The sequence below is a fragment of the Roseobacter weihaiensis genome, from assembly GCF_020622345.1.
Lineage (GTDB): Bacteria > Pseudomonadota > Alphaproteobacteria > Rhodobacterales > Rhodobacteraceae > Roseobacter > Roseobacter weihaiensis.
Window position 1 is genome coordinate 75927 of sequence record NZ_JACNMO010000022.1, and the last position, 18521, is coordinate 94447.

Below are 18521 nucleotides of genomic sequence, written 5' to 3' on the forward strand. Positions count from 1 at the left end.
CCCCGAACACTGCGGCCGCCCTTCGGGGCGGCCGTTTCGTTTCATCGCATTGGAGGGCTTACCCTTGTTTGAACGCTATCAGAAAGCGATTGCGGTATTGCTTGCCGGGATCGTGTCGATCGCCGGCCTTTTCGTCCCCGCGCTGCGAGACCTGCCGGTTGAGGCATTCGTCGCGCTGTCCTCGACCCTCGCCCTGGTCGCCTGCTACGTCGTCCCGAACCGGGTTGCCGGTTACAACGTGGACGCCATCGCCGCGGCGATCCTGTCGGCTCACGGCCGCGCCTCTGGCGAGTTGGCGGTCTACGTTACCGACCCGAAATTCAAGGGGCCTTCCCGGCTTGTGCGTCTCGGGGCGCATAGCATCCACGACCGCGGATTGATTTCGGTTGCCGATCTCCCGCCGCGCGTAGGGGAGGGCGACGCATGACTGTGCAAGTCCGCCTTATTCACCCGTCGAAAATCCGCGGCAAGCTGGAACCGGCGGGAAAAGAGATCGCCGCCCCCCGCGTCCGCGGCCTCGGCTTAGTCGCAATGGGTCGCGCCGAGTTTGTCGAGGACCAAACCGGCGGCGACCGCATGGCGCGCGACACGAAGTCGGCCGCCGTAATCCCCGCTGATCCCGGCGAGGTCTCCGAATGACGATCGACGCCGGATCGGCTTCGGTTTTCTTCGACCCGGCCGTGTTTGGAACGCCTGCGACCTTCTTTCCGGTCGAGGGCGGGTCTTATCCGATCTCGGGCATTTACACCGACGCCTACGCCCTCGCGGGCAGTGGGCCGGGCGTATCAACGTCCGCGCCGGTTTTCACGATCGACGCGCACACTCAACCGCGGCCGCCACAACAAAACGACCGCGTTTCAATCTCGGGTAAGGGCGATTTCGTCGTCAATGACCCGCAACCCGACGGATCGGGATTGATTCGTCTCATTCTTGAAAGGGCCTAAGTAATGGCATTTTACAAAGGACGCGACGGCGTCGTTAAAGTAGGGACGCCCCCGGCGGCTCTTGGACATGTTCAATCGTGGAATGTGGACGAAACCGCCGACGAGGTTCGCGGTTGGGGCATGGGCGACGACTACGACACCGGCTTTGCCACAATCGCCCGCTGGTCGGGATCGGTCGAGGTCTATCTGGACGCGGCCGACGAATCGAACGGGATCGCGATCCGCGACGAAATGGCGGTCGAGTTCTACCCCGGCGGCGAGACCTCGGGTAACGTCTACTTTTCCGGGACGGCTGAAATCCTGTCGCTTGCGCGTTCCGCGTCCAAGGACGGTATTCCCATGCTGACGATCAATTTCACGGGCCGCGGCGCTCTGACGAAAGCGACGGTGTAATCAATGACTGAAACTCTCGCAACCTCTCATCTCGACGCCGCAATCACTGCCGGAATCAGCGCTCTTGCCGCCGCGACGGCGCACTATGACAAACTGCGCGGGCAAACGATCGAGGTCCCCGAATGGGGGTCCGAAGGCAAGCCGCTGGTCATTTACTATGACCCGATCACCGCCGCCCAAGCACAAACCGTCACCAAGCGCGCCAAAGGGTCCGACGCCCGGGCGACTGCGCTCGCGGTAATTCTGTATTCCAAGGATAAGGCCGGGAAACCGATCTTTACCGATGATGCGCCGACCTTGAAGACGTTCGAGAATGACGTCCTCCCGGAAGTGATCGCCCGAATCGGTCAGGCGATCCTTGGCATGTCTGGTCGCGAGACTGATCTGGGAAACTGATGGCCTCTCCCGAGGGGCGCGAGGTTCGGTTTTATTACCGCCTCGCGGCCCGCCTCGGGCGTTCGGTCCGCGAGGTTATGGATTTCCCCCTCGCCGAATTGGACGGCTGGGCCGCCTTCCTCGAAACGGAACCACAAGAAAGGGGCTGACCTATGGGTTTGCGCGATCTGTTTTTCTCAATCACCGCCCGCGACAAGACCGGCGCGGCCTTTTCGTCGGTCAATAAAAAACTGCGCGAGACCGGTGGTCACGCCGCGACCGCGTCCGAACGGATCGACCGCACCGGGGCCGCCATGCGCCGCGCCGGTGCGGCCGGATCGGTCGCCTCGGCCGGGATCGTCGCGCTCTTTCGTGACTCCATCGGCCTCTATGATGAACAAGCCCGCGCCGAGGCGAAAATCGCTCAAGCGATCCGGGCAACCGGCGGCGCGGCCGGATTTACGGCCGAGGAATTGGCGAAGCAGGCTCAAGCCTTACAAGGCGTGACCCGCTTTGGCGACGAACGCATCCTGAATGAGGTCACGGCGCAATTGCTGACCTTCAAAGACATTGCGGGAGATAGCTTCACCCGGGCGCAAACCGCCGCCCTCGATCTGGCAACCGTCCTCGACGGGGACCTTCAATCGGCGTCGATCATGCTCGGCAAGGCGCTGAATGACCCGGCCGTCGGCCTGTCTGCCATGTCCCGCGCCGGGGTCACATTCACGAAAGATCAGCAAGAGGTCATTAAGGCCCTTGCGGAAACCGGAAACATCGCCGAGGCGCAGCGTCTTATCTTGGATGAGATCGCCTCGGCCTACGGCGGGCAGGCAACCGCCGCCCGCACGGCGGGGGCCGGTATCCTTGACGCTTGGTCGAACACATGGGGTGACGTGAAAGAGGTTGTCGGTAAGAACCTCTTAGAGTTGCTGCCGCCCGTTATCGCTGTTCTCGAAAGGATCACGGGCGCATTCCGAGACCTTGAACCCGGGACGCAAAAGACGATTGTCGTCATGGGCGCGCTTGCTGTTGCTGTCCCGCCCGTGACGCTGGCGCTCGGGCTTCTGGCCTCGGCCGCCGCCGCGATTTCCGCCCCCGTCGCTCTCACTGTCGCCGGGATCGTCGGTCTGACCTCGGCCGTCGTCGCGTTCTGGCCCGAGATCAAGGCCGCGACCGAATGGGTCGGCGAGAAATTCGCCGCCGCCCTGCAATGGGCTTCCGACGCAATGTCCTTCATGGAGGATCAGTCGCGCGCTCTGGACGCGGCGATCGTGAATGGCCTTGCCGCGGCCATGACCGTCGGGGCCGCCAAGGTCCAGATGATCCATGACGTCTTTCGCGACGCCTTCGGTGCGATCCCCCAGATCGTCGGCGATGTTGTGAATAAGGTCGGCGAGTGGATCAACGGCAAGCTTAACGCGATCCTCGATAACCTCGGGCAAAAGGTCGAGTGGGTCGAGGGTAAGTTTTTCTGGCTCTACGACAAGGTCGTCGGCAACTCGTGGGTCCCCGACATGATCGAGGAAATCGGGAAGCATTTCGGCTATCTGCAAGGTAATATGGTCAAACCGACCGACGATGCGACGTCGAAGGTCAGCGGCTCATTCGAGGGCCTTGCAGGCGACGTCGGGTCCAAGATCGGCGATCTCGCCTCAAGCGGCACCCTGAAATGGAAAACCTTCATGGGGTCCCTTCTGGACGTCGGCAAAAACTACGCCGACCGGATCGTGTCGGACGTCTTCGGCAAGATCGGCGACGGCCTCACGCAATCCATGTCCGGCCTCGGCGGGTCCGGGGCAGGCGGATCGTTCCTGAACAGCCTCGGGTCGAGCCTGTTTTCGGGTCTCGGATCGGCGTTCTCCGGTTTGATCCCGGGTCTCGATCAGGGCGGGTCACTGACTGTCGGCGGCCGGGCTGGCGTTGACCGCAACTTTGCCTCTGTCCGCCTGTCTCAGGGCGAAAAGGTCAAGGTGACGCGCGCCAATAGCCGGGACACATCGGCCGCGCCCGTAACGGTCAATATCTACGCGCAGGACGTCAATTCCTTCAAGGCGTCCCGGGCGCAGGTCGGGCAGCAAATCGGCCGCGCCGTCGCGGCGGGACAAAGGGGTATGTAATGGCGCATCTCGACCGCGATTTTCCCCGCAATGTTGCCCAAGGTTGCCAAGCGGTCGCACAACGGCGGGACGAAATCGTCACGCTCGCGAGCGGCCGCGAGGAAATCAACCAGCGTTGGCAGCACGCCCGCCGGTCTTGGTTGGCGGGTCTGGCGATCCGCTCGGCCGATGATATGTCCGACGTCCTCGATCTCTGGGAAGAGTCGCAGGGGCGGCGGCATTCATTCCGGTTTCAGGACTGGTTGGATTACAAGTCCTGCCGACCCTCGGAAACGCCGGGACCTCTCGACCAGGTTGTCGGCATTGGCAACGGATCACAAACCGACTTCCAAGTGTCAAAGACCTACGGCGTCGGATTGCCCTACGTCCGGCCGATCTACCTTCCGCGGGCGGCGTCGCTTCTGGTGGCTGTGAACGGGGTCGAGGTCCTGTCGGGCTGGACCCTGTCGGCGACCGGCGGCGTCATTACCTTTGACGTCCCGCCGGACCCCGCCCTGACCGTCACGGCCGGGTTTCTCTTTGACGTCCCCGTGCGCTTTGAAGCTGACTCGATCCTCGCCGAGTGGACCTATTTCAGGCCCGGCGGCGATGGGGTCGCGTCGGCCCCTGACGTCTCTGTGATCGAGGTTTTTCTGGACGGTTAACCACACCGCACGGTTACAGGTTCAATTCCCAAAATCCCGCAACACCTGACCGGCGACGCTAGTGTGTCGCCGGTTTTGCTTTTTTTGAAAGGGGAAACGAGTGACCGCATATGATGACGCCCTCGCGACAGGTAACACAAACTTTTGCAGATGCTTCCGCCTGACACGCCTTGACGGTGTTGTGATGGGCTTCACGGATCACGACCGAAACATCGAATTGTCAGACGGCGTTACCTATACCGCCGCCGCCGCGTTGACCGCGTCCGACGCCGCCTCGGCGCTTGGCATGGCAGCCGATGAAATGGAAGCGTCCGGCGCGCTGTCCGCAGAAGCGATCACCGAAAGCGACCTTGCCGCAGGTCTTTATGACGGGGCTTCGGTTGAGGTCTTTGACGTCGATTGGTCCGACACTGTCCCGCCCCAGCTTTTGGGGCGCTACACGATCGGGCAGGTCGAGCGCGGGTCGGTCGCATTCCGCGCTGAATTGCGGTCCCTGTCTGCCGGTCTGACCCGCAAGACGGGTCGCATTCATTCGGTCTTGTGCGACGCCCGTATCGGCGACGCCCGGTGCGGCCTCAACCTGTCCAGCCTGACCCATAGCGCTGCGGCGACGGTCGCCTCGATCGACCCGCTGGATTTCGATGTGCCGACCCTCGGCAGCTTCGCCGCCGACGCATTCGATCGCGGCCGGATCAACTGGACAAGCGGACCGAAGGCGGGGACGTCCTCGGATATCCGGGTCGCCCGGGCGTCTGACGGCCGCCTTCGGGTGTCCCTCTGGCGCGTGCCTTCTGCGGCGATCGGGATCGGCGACGCCGCAACCCTGACCGTCGGCTGCAATAAGACGGCCGAGACATGCCGCCTGCGGTTCGGCAACCTCGATAACTTCCGGGGCTTCCCCGACATGCCCGGCGAGACCTTCGCCGCGGAATACGCAAGGACGGGCGACCCGTCGCAAAACGGGGGGTCCCGCTCATGATCTCAACCGTCAATCCCGCTGTGATCGCCGCCCATGCCGCCGCATGGGTCGGGACACCCTTTCACAGACGCGCCGCCGTTCGCGGTGTCGGCGCAGATTGCGTCGGCCTGATCCGCGGCATTCTTGCGGAGACCTCGGGCGTTTTGGTTACGCCGCCCCCTTTTGTCGAGGATTGGGCCGCGACCTCGCCGATCCTTGAGGCCGGAAACCGGCACTTGATCCCCGTAACGTCTGGACCGATCCCGAGCATCGGGGACGTGGTTGCGTTTCGAATTGGCGGCGGCCCCGTCGCTCATGTCGGCGTTCTGTCAGGTCGCAATGGGCCACAAGCAAAGTCCGGGTGTCGCATTGTGCATGTCTGCGAAAGACGGGGTGCGGTCGAGAGTCGGACGCCTTGGCATACTGCGGGCCGCTGGCGCTTCCCGCTCGCCGAAGGGTGTGAGACCGGCAAGCCAAACCTGAGACCGTCCGACCTCTTGGCAATCGTTCAAGAGGACGCCGGGGGCGCTTTCTACACCGTTCAGGACATGATGGACGGGACCCCCTTATCCCGATCCCGCCACTACCCAACGCCCGGGGCCGCGCTCGCCGCGATCCCCCCGGCGATCGTTCACGTCGAAAGGGTCTAACACATGGCAACGCTTCTTTTCGCTGCGGCCGGTTCTGCAATCGGCGGCGCTATCGGCGGGTCTGTCCTCGGGGTTTCGGCCGCTGCGATCGGTCAGGCTATCGGCGCGACGCTTGGCCGTGTGGTCGATTCAAAGCTGATGGGCGGGACCGGCACAATCACGCAAGAGGGTCCGCGCCTCGACACCCTTGATGTCATGACCTCGCAAGAGGGCGCGGCGCTTGCCGATATCTCGGGCCGTACCGCGATTTCGGGTGAAGTGATATGGGCGGCCCGCTTGAAGGAAACAGCAAACACAACCTCTCAAACGACGGGGTCCGGCAAGTCGCAGCAAACCGTGACGTCGACCACCTATTCCTATTCAGCCTCTTTTGCGGTCTCTCTTGGCGAGGGGCCTTTGTCGCACATGGGGCGGATTTGGATCGACGGTCAGGTTGTCGATCTCTCGACCATGATCAATTCCGGCCGGGTACGGTTTTACAACGGAAATGAGACGCAAACCCCCGACTACCTGATCGAGGCGATCGAGGGTCATGCCCCGGCCTACCGCGGGACGGCCTATGTCGTTTTCGAGGACCTGCCACTCGCGCAATTCGGCAACCGCATTCCGCAGGTCCGCATCGAAGTCTTCGGGCGCTCGGGTGACATGGAGGACCTGATCCGAGGCGTCAACGTGATCCCCGGCGCAACAGAATGGGGATACCTGCCGACCCCGAACCCGCGGGTCCGCCGGGATGGTCAGGGTAACATTTTCCAAGAGGACGTCGAGAATGCGAACCGCCACGCGGGCATTGCCGACTGGACTCTGTCTATGGATATGCTGTCGGCGAACCTGCCTGCGGCCTCGACTGTCTCTCTCATTGCGGCATGGTTCGGCACTGACCTTCGGGCGGGCCTTTGCAGCGTCGAGCCGCGGGTCGAGTTGAAGGGCAAAGAGACAAAGACACAGTGGTCCGCCGGTGGCCTGACCCGCGCGAGCGCAAACGTGACCTCGACAACGGACGACGGCCGCCCGGCCTACGGGTCCAGCCCGGCCGATATCTCTCTTGTCCGGGCGATCAAGAACCTGCGCGCCCGGGGCAAGCGGACCGTCCTTTATCCCTTCATCATGATGGATATCACCGACGCCCAAGCCCTGCCGGACCCTTCGGGGCTTGGCACTCAGGGCGCTTACCCGTGGCGCGGCCGGATCGAGCCGCGGGCCGGGCAGTCGGTCGCGGCCGAGGTCGCCGCCTTCATGGGAACGGCCGCGCCTTCGGACTTCTCTGTTTCGGGCGAGACGGTCACATATTCCGGCCCGGCGGCCTTCGGGTTTCGCCGTTTCATCCTGCATCTTGCGCATGTCGCCAAAGCGGCGGGCGGCGTTGACGCCTTCCTTGTGGGGACCGAAATGCGGGGGCTTTCGATGGCCCGGCACTCCGACGGCTCATATCCGTTTGTTGACGCCCTGCGCGTCCTCGCCGCCGAGGTCTCGGCGATCCTTCCGTCCGCGGCTATCAGCTACGCGGCCGACTGGTCGGAATATCACTCTGACCGCCCCGGCAATGAAATCCTGTTTCACCTTGACCCGCTCTGGTCTGACCCCGCAATCGACTTTGTCGGGATTGACAACTACCTGCCCTTGTCCGACTGGCGCGGCGGGACGTCACACGCCGATTTTGACGCCCTCGCGGGGATCACGACGCCTTATTCGCTGGAATACCTCAAAGGGAATATCGAGGGCGGCGAGTATTGGGACTGGTTCTATGCCGATAGCGCCGCCCGGTCCGCGCAGGACCGCACGCCGATCGAGGACGTCACCTATGGCGAGCCTTGGGTCTACCGCCAGAAGGCAATCCGGGACTGGCACCAAAACGCCCACCATGAGCGCGACGCAAGCGGCATTCGCGCCGCCTCGCCAACCGCTTGGGTCCCCGGGTCCAAGCCGATCTGGTTTACCGAAATCGGTTGCCCGGCGGTCGAGTTTGGCGGCAATCAGCCGAACGTCTTCAACTCGCGGATTTCGAGCGAGGGGGGCTTGCCCTATTTCTCGACCGGCATCCGCGACGACTTCATGCAGCGCCAGTTTATCCGGGCCTCGCTCGAATGGTGGCGGGACAATGGGGCCGGTGTTCTGGATATTGCCGACGCGCAGGTATGGTGTTGGGACGCCCGCCCGTGGCCTGAGTTCCCGAATAACCTCGACACATGGTCGGACGGCCCGGACTGGCGTCTGGGTCACTGGTTGAACGGCCGCGCCGGAACGGCCCCGGCCGCCGAGGCGATGCGCCGCCGGTTGGTGGAGCGTCACAACCTGGTCGACGCGGATTTCGATTTCTCCGAAGCTTACGGGCAAGGGGACGGCTACGCCTCGGGCGCTCCGATCAGTTTCCGCGAGTATATCCAGCCTTTCGAGGTCTCTTTGGGCTTGACCGTCCGCGAGGACGACGGCCGCCTGATCTTCTCAAATCCGGCTTTTGCCCGCGAGGTCGCAGGGGTCACGGTTGACGACATGGCCGAATCCGGCACTGCGGGGACCGCGCCTTTCGCGGCGCTGCGGTCGGCGATCGAGGATACGGCCGGGACGGCGATTTTCCGTTTTCGGGACGGCGTTCGGGATTACGAGGCGGCCGCTGTTCGCGATGAGATCGAGGACGGCCCCGAAGATGGAACGGCCGAAGCCGAAACGCCTCTTATCCTCGATTTCGATCGGGGGGCCTCGGCCGTGGCCCGGATACTCCGCGCAGCATCGGCGGGCCGGGAAACCCTGTCCTTCTCGCTGCCGCGCTCCGCGCGCCGGGTGCGCCCGGGCCTGATCCTTCCGGTTGCGATCGGGGACGGCACAACGCGCCTTTACGAGGTCACAAAGGTGATCGAAGGGGAATCCCTCGCGATCGAGGCCCGGTCCTATGACCGTCGCAGTCACGCCCCCGGAAGCAGCATCTATGTTCCGGCGCAGGATAGCCGGGTGTTCGGGTCTCAATCCTCGATTTTGGCGCTTATGGACCTGCCTCTTGTCACATCTGGGGTTGATGAAGCCGACGGCTTTATCGCGGCTCACGCCGAGCCTTGGCCCGGACTTGTGGTTGTCGCCCGATCCTACGACGAAAACATCGGCTTTGCGCCCTCGGCGTCTCTGGCAGTCCCTGCCACGCTCGGCGAAACCGTTGCTGATCTCGACCCGGATGCGTCTTGGACCTACACCCAAGGCCCTCTCGACGTCCGCGTCTTTTCGGGATCGCTGGTCTCGCGCTCCGAGCCGGAAGTCCTTGGCGGTGCAAACTCTCTCGCCGTGAAACACGGCGACGGATGGGAGATCATTCAATTCCGCAATGCTGAATTGATCGACGCCGAGACCTATCGCCTCTCGGGTCTTCTGAGGGGCCAGCGGGGCACGGAAAGCCTCTCCGGGGTGGTTCTGCCTGCATTCGCCCGGGTGGTCCTCTTGGACGACGCTATCGCCCCCGCTGGCGTATCCTCGGCCGACGTCGGCTTGCCGTTCTGGTATCGTTACGGCCCCTCGGACGTCTCGACCGACGAACACCTGAAATCGCGCGCCACCTTTACCGGGATCGGCCGTCGGCCGTTCGCACCGGTTCACCTAAAGGCCGCGTGGTCCGGCGGCGACGCCGTCCTGAATTGGACGCGGCGCACCCGGACGCTTGACGGCACGTTCCCGGCCTCTGGTCAGGAACCCCCGATCGGCGAGGTCTCGGAAAGCTACCGGGTCGAGATCGGACCCGTGGGCGCACCGATCCGGGTCGCGACGGTTGCCGCGCCAACCTTCACCTACACCGCGGCCGATCAATCGGCCGACGGCGTCACCCTGCCGGTCGCGGTCAGGGTGTCCCAAATCTCCGACACCTTCGGCCCCGGTCCCGCCGCGGCTCTCAACCTGAAAGGCTCTTAATATGGCAATGCTGATTCTCAATTCCGGCTGGACGGAAATCGTCATTCCGGCCAACGAAAACTATCGCAATCTGAAAAATATGGACTCGGTAGGCGCGGTCACGCTGCTTTTCTCCGACACGCCCCCGGTCACGCATCCGTCCGAGACGTGGGATATCTACAAGATCGCCCCGGGCGAGCGGGTCAATATACTGCTTTCGGGTCAGTACCGCCCCCGGGTTTTCCTGCGCGGCAATAACGTGGGTATCGACGTCATAAATTCGTTCACGCTTCTGGGGAACGATCCCGGGGGCGGCCCGATCGTGACGATCTCGCCCCGCGCCTCCGGGGTCAAATAATGGCGACGCCCTATCTGCGCGCCCCGCTGATCGCCGAAGGTCAGGCGCAGCCGCATGTGACGGCAAACTCGGCGCAGACGATCGCCGATCTTGCCCGCGGCCGTCTCGCCCTGTCGGCGACCGTATTGACGCCCCCGGGATCGCCCGTCGAGGGCGACGCCTATATTCTGCCTACGGGCGCGACCGGCTGGACCTCGGCCGACGATAACGATCCGGCCGCTGGCGACATTGCAATCCGATGGGCGGGCGCGTGGCACAAGATCACACCCGCGATCGGCTGGACGTGGCGGATTCTGGATGAAGGCGCTTCGGCCGTCTTCACCGCCGGGGGGTGGCGTAGGGGGTCGGTTTCCGGCCCCTTGGGGGCTTCCCTTGGTCTTGTGGTGGCCGAGGCGGCGCTTGACCTCTTGGGGCCTTCGACCTCTGCGGTCGATCTCCTGCCGACCCGGGCGATAATCCTCGGCGTTTCGTCTTGGACGATCGAAACCGTGACGGGTGCGCCGTCCTATTCCGTCGGCCTGACCGGAGAAGTCAACAAATTCGGCGGATCGCTTGGCGTGGCGGTCGACTCCTCGAATATCGGTGTCGTTGGACCCTTCGCAACCTACGCGCTCGCGGACGTCATTGTGACATCTGACGGGGCCGATTTCACCGGCGGCCGCGTCGGTCTTGCGGTCTCCGCGATTGTTCCGGGGGTGCCGATCCCATGACATGGCAAGCGACAACCCAAGCGGCGCTAGAGGACGCCGCCCGGGCCGCCATTGTGGCGGCCTTCCCTCTGGCGCGGGGTCGGTCATATGATCCGCGCCCGGTCCCGAATGAGATCGTCCCCGCCTACGCCGTCCGGGTCGAACACGAAAACGCCGAACCGTCGGGTCTCAACACGTCGTCCCGCCTGATAACCGGGACGCTCCGGGCGGTTCTGTGGGTCAAGGCCCCGGACGACGATCGCCTCGATCTCGCCGATCTCGCCGACCACCTTCGCGCCGTGATCCTCGATAGCCCGGCCCTTTTGGACCTGACCGGATCGCTCGACCCGTCAGACAATGAAACCGAGGTTCAAACCGAGGCGGAACGCTTCGCCCGGATTGAATGTCTCTTTTCCGCGCAATGGCTGGAAAGCCCCTCGGAAAATGCCTTGATCGCTGCCCGCTTCGGCTTGGCCTGATCGGCTCAACTCACAAGGAAAACGCATATGGATTATTTCGAGTCCGCAATGGACACCGTCGCAATTTGGGAGGGCGGATGGTCCGACCACAAGGACGATCCCGGCGGTCTGACCCGTTGGGGATGGACCCTGAAAACGCTGGTCGCAAAGGCGATCGACGTCAACATGGATGGCCGCGTGGACGCGCGCGATCTCAAAGACCTGACCAAAGGCGAGGCCCGGAGGCTATACCGCGTCCATTTCTGGGACGCGGTCTCGGGCGATCTGCTGCCCGGGCCTCTCGCGATGCTGGTCTTTAACTCGGCAGTGAACCAAGGCCCCGGCCGCGCCGCGAAATTTCTGCAACGCGCCGCGGGCGTAAAGCGTGACGGTGCAATCGGTCCTCGCACGCTTGCCGCCGTTTCGGACAAGTGGAACGCTGACCCTCTCGCGATCATGCGTGAATTTCTGACGTGGCAACTGTTGCACTACACGTCGCTTGCGATCTTCGTCACCTTCGGCCGTGGCTGGACGCGCCGGACGATGGACTTTGCGCTGGTCGCTGGCGGCGAGGCCGCGACGATCAAGGAATCCGTGATCGAGGACGTCATCCCGCACGGCACTGCGACGCACGCTCCCGCGCCCTCTCGCCGCCGCCCCTCGACCGCTTGGACGCGGATCGTTTCGGCGCTGTCCGGGGGGCGTGTCAATGAAACCCGCTGACGATCTCGAATGGCGCGGCCGCGTCGAGCGCAAGCTGGACGCGATCTCCGAGGCGGTTGTGCGACTGGCTCGGGTCGAGGAACGGACGGCGACGCTCTTTCGCGATCAGTCCGCGAATACGACGGCCGTCGTCCAGCTTACCGCCCGCCTGACCGCGCTGGAAGCGACCACGCAGGCCAATAAGACGTCAATCAGGCTCGCCGAGCGTGTTTTCTGGCTGGCCGCAACACTGGCGACACCGATCGTTTCGGGTGTCGCTGTCTACTACCTCACGAAAGGGGCTTGACCTATGGCCGCACCGCTGACCGACGACGAATTGAAGGCGACGGCACACGTCGTCGCAGCGCACCCGGGAGACACCCCGGGCGCGGCCCGCGCCCTCGGTATCTCGACCTCGGCGCTTTACCGTCGCCTTGCCCGGATCGCGCAACGCGGATTTGACGGCTCAACACCCGCCGCAATCCCGGCCGGTCAGGTTGTCAAAGGCGTCTCTACCCTACACACGTTGAACCCGGTCACGGGCGAAATGGAACAGCGGGCCATTTGGACAAAGACTCGAGAGGAAGGATTTACCCCCGAGGATTTCGCCCAAGTGATCCGCGACGTTGCAAAGGACCTGGTCGGCTCGATCCCGCCCGTCCCTGCGCCCAAAACCTCGGCCGACGGCAAGGGGTCCTTTCACCTGTTCCCGTGGCCGGACCTGCATTTCGGAATGCTGTCATGGGCAGAGGAAACCGGCGAGTCCTTTGATCTGAAAATCGCTGAGCGTCTTGTCATGGACGCCTTTTCCCGTCTGGTTGCTCAAACACCCGACGCCGATGAAGCGATTTTGCTCGGCCTCGGCGATCTGTTGCATTCGGACGACGAGTCCGGCACGACCAAGCGCAGCGGAAACCGGCTCGACGTGGATGGCCGCTTTGCCAAGGTGCGCCGGGTTGTGATCCGGGTTCTCGCGTGGGCGATCCGTCTTCTCTTGGCCCGCTTCCCGAAAGTGACAGTCCGCCTCTTGCCGGGCAACCATGACGAAGAAACGGCCGTCGCTCTTGCCGAGGCGCTGGCGCTCTTGTTTGACGCCGAGGATCGCGTCGAGTTTGATCTGGACCCGGGTCTGTGGTGGTTCTACCGCCGCGGCGTCGTCCAGATCGGCGCAACGCACGGGCACACCTGCAAGCCCGCCAAAATGCCCGGCGTGATGATCCAGCGCCGCCCGCACGACTACGCGGCCGCAACGGTCCACCGCTTCTATCACGGGCACTTGCATAACACGATGGTCGGCGAGGAAATGGGCGTCCCGATTGAATGCCTGCAAACCATTATCCCCGGCGACGCCTATCACATTGGCGGCGGGTATGGCGGCGGGCGATCCATGATCGCGGTCGAGTTTCACGAAACCCGCGGCGAGGTCGGTCGAAAGATCGTCGGCGTCGTCAATGGAAAGGTCTTGCAATGAACGGGCCGCGCCTGATCGGCCTAGTGGGCCGCGCCGGGGCTGGCAAGTCAACCGCGGCCGAGATCATAGCGGCCGAGGGCTTCACCCGGACACGCTTTGCGGCGGGCCTTAAAGCCATGCTGTCGGCCTTGTTTGCCGCCGCTGGTCTGCCCCCCTGCGAAATCGCCCGACGTATCGAGGGCGATCTAAAAGAGGCCCCCGACGCGATCCTAGACGGCGTGTCACCTCGGCAAGCTATGATTACCCTCGGGACCGAATGGGGTCGCGATCTGATATCGTCCGGGCTTTGGGTCTCGATCTGGGAAACCCGCGCCCGTTCGATCCTCGCCGCCGGGTCCTCGGCCGTCGTCGAGGACGTCCGGTTTCCGAATGAGATCGACGCGATCCGCCGTCTTGGCGGCGTGATTGTGTTCATTGATCGCCCAGCCTCGGTAGGGGCTTCGATCAACCACGCCTCGGAAGGTCTCGGCCCCGATTGCGCCGACGTTACGATTGACAATTCGGGCGACTTGGATCACCTTAAATCTGCAATATCGGGTTTGATTTAATCCCGCAACAAATCCCGCAACATTGAAAATCTGTAACTTATGTAAGTTACTGATTTGAAAAGTAAAATATGCGTGTTTGAGCGTCGGTTTTTATCCTCTCCTGGGCACCATTTGACATTTTTCGCCAGATATCTCGAAAAACGTAAATGGAACAGTGACTTGCGGAGTTCTATGTCCTTCGCTGCGGCAGTAGCGTAACCGCTCTAAAAAGGTCAGTCTGAGGACCAGTTTGCGCAGGGTCTTGTCGCCTGTTTCCCAAAGTTTCCAAGGATTTGCGAGGAATGCGAGGCTGAGTTCTATTTTTTCTTTTGCTTCTCGGTCTTTTCCGCCGTTCTGGGCACCGATTCCGGTCAGCTTTTCTTCCGCAAGAAGCCGCTCCTCTTCAAGCGCGCTGATCTTGCGCTCGTAGGCAGCGATAGCGGCAGGGCTGCTTGCCTCGCCGATGCGGTCGACGAAGGTGTCGATCTGACTTTCGATCTTGCGCAGGCTGTTGGCCAGAGACTTGCGGGACTGACCGGATTGCGCGTTGCGCTGTTCCCAGGCGTCCCAGAACATGTCGCGGACAATGCGATAGAGCGGCATGGCTGGGCGGAGCGATTTCAGCAATGTCTCGAATTCGCCCTCCAGCTGTTCGCGGCGGATGGACTTGCCATACTCGGAACAGCCTTTCGTGTGGCAAAGATAGTAGGCATAGCGCCCGCCGGAGCCGCCTTGTGTGTAGCACGAGCGCAAGGGAGCCTCGCAGGCATCGCAGCAGACATAGCCGCGCAGCGCGAAGTCGTCGCCGATATTGGCGCGACGTGGCGCTCTGGCGCCCTCAGCAATGCGTCTCTGCACCTTGTTGAAGGTGGCGCGGCTGACCAGCGGCTCGTGCCGCCCTTTTCGGCTCGCGACGTTCCATTTCACAGCCTGCACATCGCCCGCATAGAGCGGATGCGTCAGAATATCCGTCACCTTTTGCAGGCGCAGCTTGCAGCCGGGAAGTTGCTTGGGAAACTCAGGCTGGGCCTCAAGAAAGCGTTGCACATCCACCTGATTGGGAAAGCGGCCTGAGGCAAAGCCCTCGAAGGCTTCCTGTACGATAGAGGCAACGGGTTCGTCGCGCACCAGCAGTTTCCCTTCGCCGCGTGTTTGCTTGTAACGATAGCTGGGAATGGTTCGGAAGACCCAATACCCGGCTTCGATGCGCGCCAGCATCTTTTGCGCCGTCTGGCGACCGATTTGCTTGCGCTCCAGTTCGCCCTGAGCAGCGAGGATGGTCTCGATGAACTCGCCTTCCGGCGTGTCCGCGAATTTGAAGTTCAGGCACTCGGGCCGGGCGTTTCGGGCGGCGAGCTCTTTCCTCAGTTTCAGGTGAAAGCTCGTGTCGCGCGCCAGCCGTTTCAGATCGTCGAAGATGATGACGTACTTCTTGCCCGGTTGCGCGTCGAGAAAACTGAGCAGCGCGACCATGCCGGGGCGCTTCATGAAATCGCCGCCGCCGGAGACATCGTCTGGAAAGACCGCTTCGACGTTATACCCCTTGGTCTCGGCATATTGACGGCATCGGTGTTCCTGACTTTCCAGCCCCGCACCCTCTGCCGTCTGCTTCTTGCTAGACACGCGGCAGTAGATCAGCGCGGGCACTGCGGTTTGCTCATGCGTCACGAGGGCCTCCTGTTTCTTGAAGTGTGTTGGCCGATTCTACCCCATTTACAGTGCAGTCAGCGCTCAAAACTTGGAGTTCTCCACAGCTTTCTTCGCGCTTTACGAGCGCAGTTACAACGTCATAGCGCAGGTCGATGAAGGCGACGATGATGCCCCACAGGGCGTCGATCATCTCCTTCTTCCGATGGTCTGGTATTGATGTGTCATCGAGATAGGCCTGGTACTTCTCGACATCGAGTGTGAGGGCGCGGCGTGTTGGTGGGGCGTGTGGGTCTGTCATCTGAATGTCCTTGAATCTGTCGTCGCGCGCGGACTGAAACGGGCGCGTGACTGCTAATGGTGATTGAAATGAGTCATGAGACCGCGCACCGCTTGGGCCGATCTGGGGCCAAGCGGTGCGCGCGGGGGAAATGCCCCGCGCGGCAGGTGCAATCATGGCGTTGATCCAGATAGATTAGCAAAATATTCCTATTTTGTCTAATGCCTTCAATGCCATACGACAGTGTGCAGCCTACAACGCTCGAACCGCGAGCAGCCTGCCGCGCAAAACAGTCTCGACATGCGATTCGATCGCGCGCCGCACAAAGCCCTCTGGCGTCATACCCTGTTCTGGCGGGACGGACGCGCCCAGAAAGCTGCGATAGCCTGTGTCGCTGAAAAACGGAGCGGCCTTGTCCTTGGCGCGATCGGAAAACCCTGCATAAGGCATCGCCGTTGCGCCTATGCCAAACATGCCGCTAATCTCTATCAAGGCGGTCGTGCTTGCGGCCTCGATCTCGAACGCCCCAGCCTGACCCCAGATGGGCACTGCCCCTGCTGGCGCGGCAGTCTCGCGCTCCAACACGCAGCCCGGCGCATCCGGCCCCGCAATGATGCCCGGCTTGCCGCTGTTTAGCTTCTTCGCCAGCGCGTGCGCTTCTTTACGGATAGCAATTGCCGCATTGAAGTCCGTCGCCAGCATCGCCGCGTGATGCCGTTCGATTTGCGCACGATGAAAGATGATAGCCTCTTTCATGGTTTCAGGCAAATGCGCTGTCTCTTTCGCGAAGGCATGGGCGGTATTCTCAGCCGCCGCCGCCTGCATCAGACAATCAAAGCCCATTTGTTCAGGTTGCTTGCTCATGCCGCCACCTGTGTTTTCTGGCGCTCCGTGTAGGCCATGACACCCGCCAAACGGTTGTGCGCGGTGGTGATGTGCTCTTTGTCCAGCTCTATGCCGATGGTCTGACGCTCTGATAACGTCGCCGCAACGCAGGTCGAACCAGAGCCGCAGAACGGATCAAGCACCAGATCGCCGGGCTTCGAAAAGCTGCGGATCAGCGGTGCGATAACCTCGACCGCCTTCTCTGTTGGGTGGGCACGGTTGCCCGAATAGACCCACTCCATGACGCTCGGCAGAGGCTTAGTAGGTCGCGCAGGTTTTCCCTTGGCTAGGATGTACGCCGATTCATGGCGATACTGTGTGAACCCGACCCGTGAGGCATAGCGCTTATGCCAGACAATCTGCCCGACGATGCGCAAACCCGCTGCCTCCCACGCGGCTGAAAACTGCGGCAGTGCGCCCCATCCCGCGAAACACACCGCGTAGCTGTTTGGCTTCATCACCCGCGCCATCGGATCAAACACCGCCATGACGGCTTCGGCGTTGTTGTCGTTTTGCAAGCTGCGCCCATTTCTGTCCCTGTAGTTCACCAGATAGGGCGGATCGGTCACGACCAGATCAACGCTGGCCTCGGGGAATGTTCTCAGAATATTGGCGGACTCGCCGTGAATGATTTGGTTCGATTGCATGTGAAACTCGCTTTCTTTTGAGGTGAAGGCGAAACCAAACCACTGACCCCGCGCTTGAACCTCTCCCCAGCGGCGAGCGTCCCATGAAAGAAGCCGCGCACTCGGCGCGGCTGGGACGGTCGATCAAACCTTCCGGGGATGAGTCAATCTTCTTCTCGGGAGACCGCTCGCGGCGGAAGAGGATTGACGCACAGGCTGTGGGCGTCCCCGGATTTGATGCAAGCTGGAGGATAAGGTTCGCAACGCGGTAACGCCGTAGAAGTGAATGCAGCGCACAAGACGTCTGCACCCTAAGCACCCTGACACTTATCAGTCAGGTAGGCGGTGTGATAAGGGTTCATATTGAAATCAGCGTCTTAACAACCGTGAGCCGCCTTACATTACCGGGGTTGTCCGTGAGCAGGTGATCAACAAAAATGATGGCGCTGTGGCACGGAAGTTTAAGGTTACAAACTCAGTAGTACATTTGAGCATTAAAGCCTGATATTATCAGTTATGCTTGCGCACATTTATCTAGGGAAAAAAGGAATGCAAAAAATTTTGAATTTGCGGTTTTATTAATATTATCAACGATATACATAGTATATCCGAGTAATGCTCAACCAATTGGCGAAGCTACGCTCGACAGGTACATCAACCAAACGGGCCCGTCTATAATGTGTCCAACCCCCCTACAAACCGTCAAACGTCCAATGCAAAGGGACTACTGCCGTTTATGTAGTGGTGTATCGACCCAGTGAAATCCTGCTCATGCTACAAGGAGGAAGACGTACCAATAAGTGGACATGGCGTATCTGCGGCGAATCCGGCTTGGGAGGTTTCGAACGTCGTTAAAGTCGATGTTGAAACCATTCAGCCAGAGGAGAGATACCATGAAACGCTACGTTGGAATTGATGTCGCCCAAGAGC

The 18521-nt window shown here is 61.9% G+C and carries 22 protein-coding genes; 18 read left to right on the plus strand and 4 right to left on the minus strand.

What is annotated here, in order from left to right; all coding sequences use genetic code 11:
* The first annotated feature begins 64 nt into the window (after window positions 1-64).
* The 18 genes from H7847_RS19930 to H7847_RS20015 all read left to right on the plus strand — a co-directional run bounded on the left by H7847_RS19930 (window position 65) and on the right by H7847_RS20015 (window position 14174).
* Window positions 65-427, plus strand: a complete 363-nt coding sequence (locus H7847_RS19930; protein ID WP_227271238.1) for a hypothetical protein — start codon at window positions 65-67, stop codon at window positions 425-427.
* On the plus strand, window positions 424-639 hold the full coding sequence (locus H7847_RS19935; protein ID WP_227271239.1) for a hypothetical protein: 216 nt from the start codon (window positions 424-426) through the stop codon (window positions 637-639). Before H7847_RS19930 ends, H7847_RS19935 begins: the two co-directional genes overlap by 4 nt.
* On the plus strand, window positions 636-944 hold the full coding sequence (locus H7847_RS19940) for a head-tail joining protein (RefSeq protein ID WP_227271240.1): 309 nt from the start codon (window positions 636-638) through the stop codon (window positions 942-944). The genes H7847_RS19935 and H7847_RS19940 overlap by 4 nt, the downstream gene beginning before the upstream one ends.
* Before the next feature lie 3 nt (window positions 945-947).
* Window positions 948-1337: a hypothetical protein gene (locus tag H7847_RS19945; protein ID WP_227271241.1), complete on the plus strand. Its 390-nt coding sequence runs from the start codon at window positions 948-950 to the stop codon at window positions 1335-1337.
* A gap of 3 nt (window positions 1338-1340) precedes the next feature.
* Entirely contained in the window at window positions 1341-1733 is a 393-nt protein-coding gene (locus tag H7847_RS19950) for a hypothetical protein (RefSeq protein ID WP_227271242.1), read from the plus strand.
* Window positions 1733-1882 (plus strand): hypothetical protein, encoded by a 150-nt coding sequence (locus H7847_RS19955; protein ID WP_227271243.1) that lies wholly within the window; start codon window positions 1733-1735, stop codon window positions 1880-1882. Before H7847_RS19950 ends, H7847_RS19955 begins: the two co-directional genes overlap by 1 nt.
* Window positions 1883-1885: 3 nt before the next feature.
* Window positions 1886-3829, plus strand: coding sequence for a hypothetical protein (locus H7847_RS19960; RefSeq protein WP_227271244.1), 1944 nt, complete (start codon window positions 1886-1888; stop codon window positions 3827-3829).
* The gene (locus tag H7847_RS19965; RefSeq protein WP_227271245.1) at window positions 3829-4473 is read left to right on the plus strand and encodes a DUF2460 domain-containing protein; all 645 of its coding nucleotides are present in this window, start codon (window positions 3829-3831) and stop codon (window positions 4471-4473) included. The genes H7847_RS19960 and H7847_RS19965 overlap by 1 nt, the downstream gene beginning before the upstream one ends.
* 100 nt (window positions 4474-4573) lie before the next feature.
* Window positions 4574-5452: a DUF2163 domain-containing protein gene (locus H7847_RS19970; RefSeq protein ID WP_227271246.1), complete on the plus strand. Its 879-nt coding sequence runs from the start codon at window positions 4574-4576 to the stop codon at window positions 5450-5452.
* Window positions 5449-6081: a C40 family peptidase gene (locus H7847_RS19975; RefSeq protein ID WP_227271247.1), complete on the plus strand. Its 633-nt coding sequence runs from the start codon at window positions 5449-5451 to the stop codon at window positions 6079-6081. The genes H7847_RS19970 and H7847_RS19975 overlap by 4 nt, the downstream gene beginning before the upstream one ends.
* A gap of 3 nt (window positions 6082-6084) precedes the next feature.
* The gene (locus H7847_RS19980; protein WP_227271248.1) at window positions 6085-9969 is read left to right on the plus strand and encodes a baseplate multidomain protein megatron; all 3885 of its coding nucleotides are present in this window, start codon (window positions 6085-6087) and stop codon (window positions 9967-9969) included.
* A 1-nt stretch (window position 9970) separates the two neighbouring features.
* Window positions 9971-10306 carry a hypothetical protein gene (locus tag H7847_RS19985; protein ID WP_227271249.1) on the plus strand — a complete coding sequence of 112 codons (336 nt, stop codon included), beginning with the start codon at window positions 9971-9973 and terminating at the stop codon, window positions 10304-10306.
* Entirely contained in the window at window positions 10306-11016 is a 711-nt protein-coding gene (locus tag H7847_RS19990) for a DUF2793 domain-containing protein (protein WP_227271250.1), read from the plus strand. Before H7847_RS19985 ends, H7847_RS19990 begins: the two co-directional genes overlap by 1 nt.
* On the plus strand, window positions 11013-11474 hold the full coding sequence (locus tag H7847_RS19995; protein WP_227271251.1) for a hypothetical protein: 462 nt from the start codon (window positions 11013-11015) through the stop codon (window positions 11472-11474). Before H7847_RS19990 ends, H7847_RS19995 begins: the two co-directional genes overlap by 4 nt.
* 27 nt (window positions 11475-11501) lie before the next feature.
* Window positions 11502-12176 (plus strand): glycoside hydrolase family 108 protein, encoded by a 675-nt coding sequence (locus H7847_RS20000; RefSeq protein ID WP_227271252.1) that lies wholly within the window; start codon window positions 11502-11504, stop codon window positions 12174-12176.
* The gene (locus tag H7847_RS20005; RefSeq protein ID WP_227271253.1) at window positions 12163-12462 is read left to right on the plus strand and encodes a hypothetical protein; all 300 of its coding nucleotides are present in this window, start codon (window positions 12163-12165) and stop codon (window positions 12460-12462) included. The genes H7847_RS20000 and H7847_RS20005 overlap by 14 nt, the downstream gene beginning before the upstream one ends.
* A gap of 3 nt (window positions 12463-12465) precedes the next feature.
* A complete protein-coding gene (locus H7847_RS20010) occupies window positions 12466-13626 on the plus strand; it encodes a hypothetical protein (protein ID WP_227271254.1) in 1161 nt (386 codons plus the stop codon).
* Entirely contained in the window at window positions 13623-14174 is a 552-nt protein-coding gene (locus H7847_RS20015) for a deoxynucleotide monophosphate kinase family protein (protein WP_227271255.1), read from the plus strand. The genes H7847_RS20010 and H7847_RS20015 overlap by 4 nt, the downstream gene beginning before the upstream one ends.
* Window positions 14175-14264: 90 nt before the next feature.
* Here H7847_RS20015 and H7847_RS20020 read toward each other — a convergent pair whose 3' ends face one another.
* From H7847_RS20020 to H7847_RS20035, 4 genes are all read right to left on the minus strand, one after another.
* The gene (locus H7847_RS20020; protein WP_227271256.1) at window positions 14265-15821 is read right to left on the minus strand and encodes a recombinase family protein; all 1557 of its coding nucleotides are present in this window, start codon (window positions 15819-15821) and stop codon (window positions 14265-14267) included.
* The gene (locus H7847_RS20025; protein WP_227271257.1) at window positions 15811-16101 is read right to left on the minus strand and encodes a hypothetical protein; all 291 of its coding nucleotides are present in this window, start codon (window positions 16099-16101) and stop codon (window positions 15811-15813) included. The genes H7847_RS20020 and H7847_RS20025 overlap by 11 nt, the downstream gene beginning before the upstream one ends.
* A 231-nt stretch (window positions 16102-16332) precedes the next feature.
* Window positions 16333-16944: a hypothetical protein gene (locus H7847_RS20030; protein WP_227271258.1), complete on the minus strand. Its 612-nt coding sequence runs from the start codon at window positions 16942-16944 to the stop codon at window positions 16333-16335.
* The gene (locus H7847_RS20035) at window positions 16941-17612 is read right to left on the minus strand and encodes a DNA methyltransferase (RefSeq protein ID WP_227271259.1); all 672 of its coding nucleotides are present in this window, start codon (window positions 17610-17612) and stop codon (window positions 16941-16943) included. The genes H7847_RS20030 and H7847_RS20035 overlap by 4 nt, the downstream gene beginning before the upstream one ends.
* Window positions 17613-18521: the final 909 nt, after the last annotated feature.

What these genes read in the sequence shown, in the direction of transcription:
- H7847_RS19965 (WP_227271245.1), top strand. Translation starts at nt 3,829, where the DNA reads ATGGCGCATCTCGACCGCGATTTTCCCCGCAATGTTGCCCAAGGTTGC.
- H7847_RS20025 (WP_227271257.1), bottom strand. Translation starts at nt 16,101, where the DNA reads ATGACAGACCCACACGCCCCACCAACACGCCGCGCCCTCACACTCGAT.
- H7847_RS20015 (WP_227271255.1), top strand. Translation starts at nt 13,623, where the DNA reads ATGAACGGGCCGCGCCTGATCGGCCTAGTGGGCCGCGCCGGGGCTGGC.
- H7847_RS19980 (WP_227271248.1), top strand. Translation starts at nt 6,085, where the DNA reads ATGGCAACGCTTCTTTTCGCTGCGGCCGGTTCTGCAATCGGCGGCGCT.
- H7847_RS19985 (WP_227271249.1), top strand. Translation starts at nt 9,971, where the DNA reads ATGGCAATGCTGATTCTCAATTCCGGCTGGACGGAAATCGTCATTCCG.
- H7847_RS19975 (WP_227271247.1), top strand. Translation starts at nt 5,449, where the DNA reads ATGATCTCAACCGTCAATCCCGCTGTGATCGCCGCCCATGCCGCCGCA.
- H7847_RS19995 (WP_227271251.1), top strand. Translation starts at nt 11,013, where the DNA reads ATGACATGGCAAGCGACAACCCAAGCGGCGCTAGAGGACGCCGCCCGG.
- H7847_RS19950 (WP_227271242.1), top strand. Translation starts at nt 1,341, where the DNA reads ATGACTGAAACTCTCGCAACCTCTCATCTCGACGCCGCAATCACTGCC.
- H7847_RS19960 (WP_227271244.1), top strand. Translation starts at nt 1,886, where the DNA reads ATGGGTTTGCGCGATCTGTTTTTCTCAATCACCGCCCGCGACAAGACC.
- H7847_RS20005 (WP_227271253.1), top strand. Translation starts at nt 12,163, where the DNA reads ATGAAACCCGCTGACGATCTCGAATGGCGCGGCCGCGTCGAGCGCAAG.
- H7847_RS20000 (WP_227271252.1), top strand. Translation starts at nt 11,502, where the DNA reads ATGGATTATTTCGAGTCCGCAATGGACACCGTCGCAATTTGGGAGGGC.
- H7847_RS19940 (WP_227271240.1), top strand. Translation starts at nt 636, where the DNA reads ATGACGATCGACGCCGGATCGGCTTCGGTTTTCTTCGACCCGGCCGTG.
- H7847_RS20030 (WP_227271258.1), bottom strand. Translation starts at nt 16,944, where the DNA reads ATGAGCAAGCAACCTGAACAAATGGGCTTTGATTGTCTGATGCAGGCG.
- H7847_RS19935 (WP_227271239.1), top strand. Translation starts at nt 424, where the DNA reads ATGACTGTGCAAGTCCGCCTTATTCACCCGTCGAAAATCCGCGGCAAG.
- H7847_RS19990 (WP_227271250.1), top strand. Translation starts at nt 10,306, where the DNA reads ATGGCGACGCCCTATCTGCGCGCCCCGCTGATCGCCGAAGGTCAGGCG.
- H7847_RS19945 (WP_227271241.1), top strand. Translation starts at nt 948, where the DNA reads ATGGCATTTTACAAAGGACGCGACGGCGTCGTTAAAGTAGGGACGCCC.
- H7847_RS20010 (WP_227271254.1), top strand. Translation starts at nt 12,466, where the DNA reads ATGGCCGCACCGCTGACCGACGACGAATTGAAGGCGACGGCACACGTC.
- H7847_RS20035 (WP_227271259.1), bottom strand. Translation starts at nt 17,612, where the DNA reads ATGCAATCGAACCAAATCATTCACGGCGAGTCCGCCAATATTCTGAGA.
- H7847_RS19955 (WP_227271243.1), top strand. Translation starts at nt 1,733, where the DNA reads ATGGCCTCTCCCGAGGGGCGCGAGGTTCGGTTTTATTACCGCCTCGCG.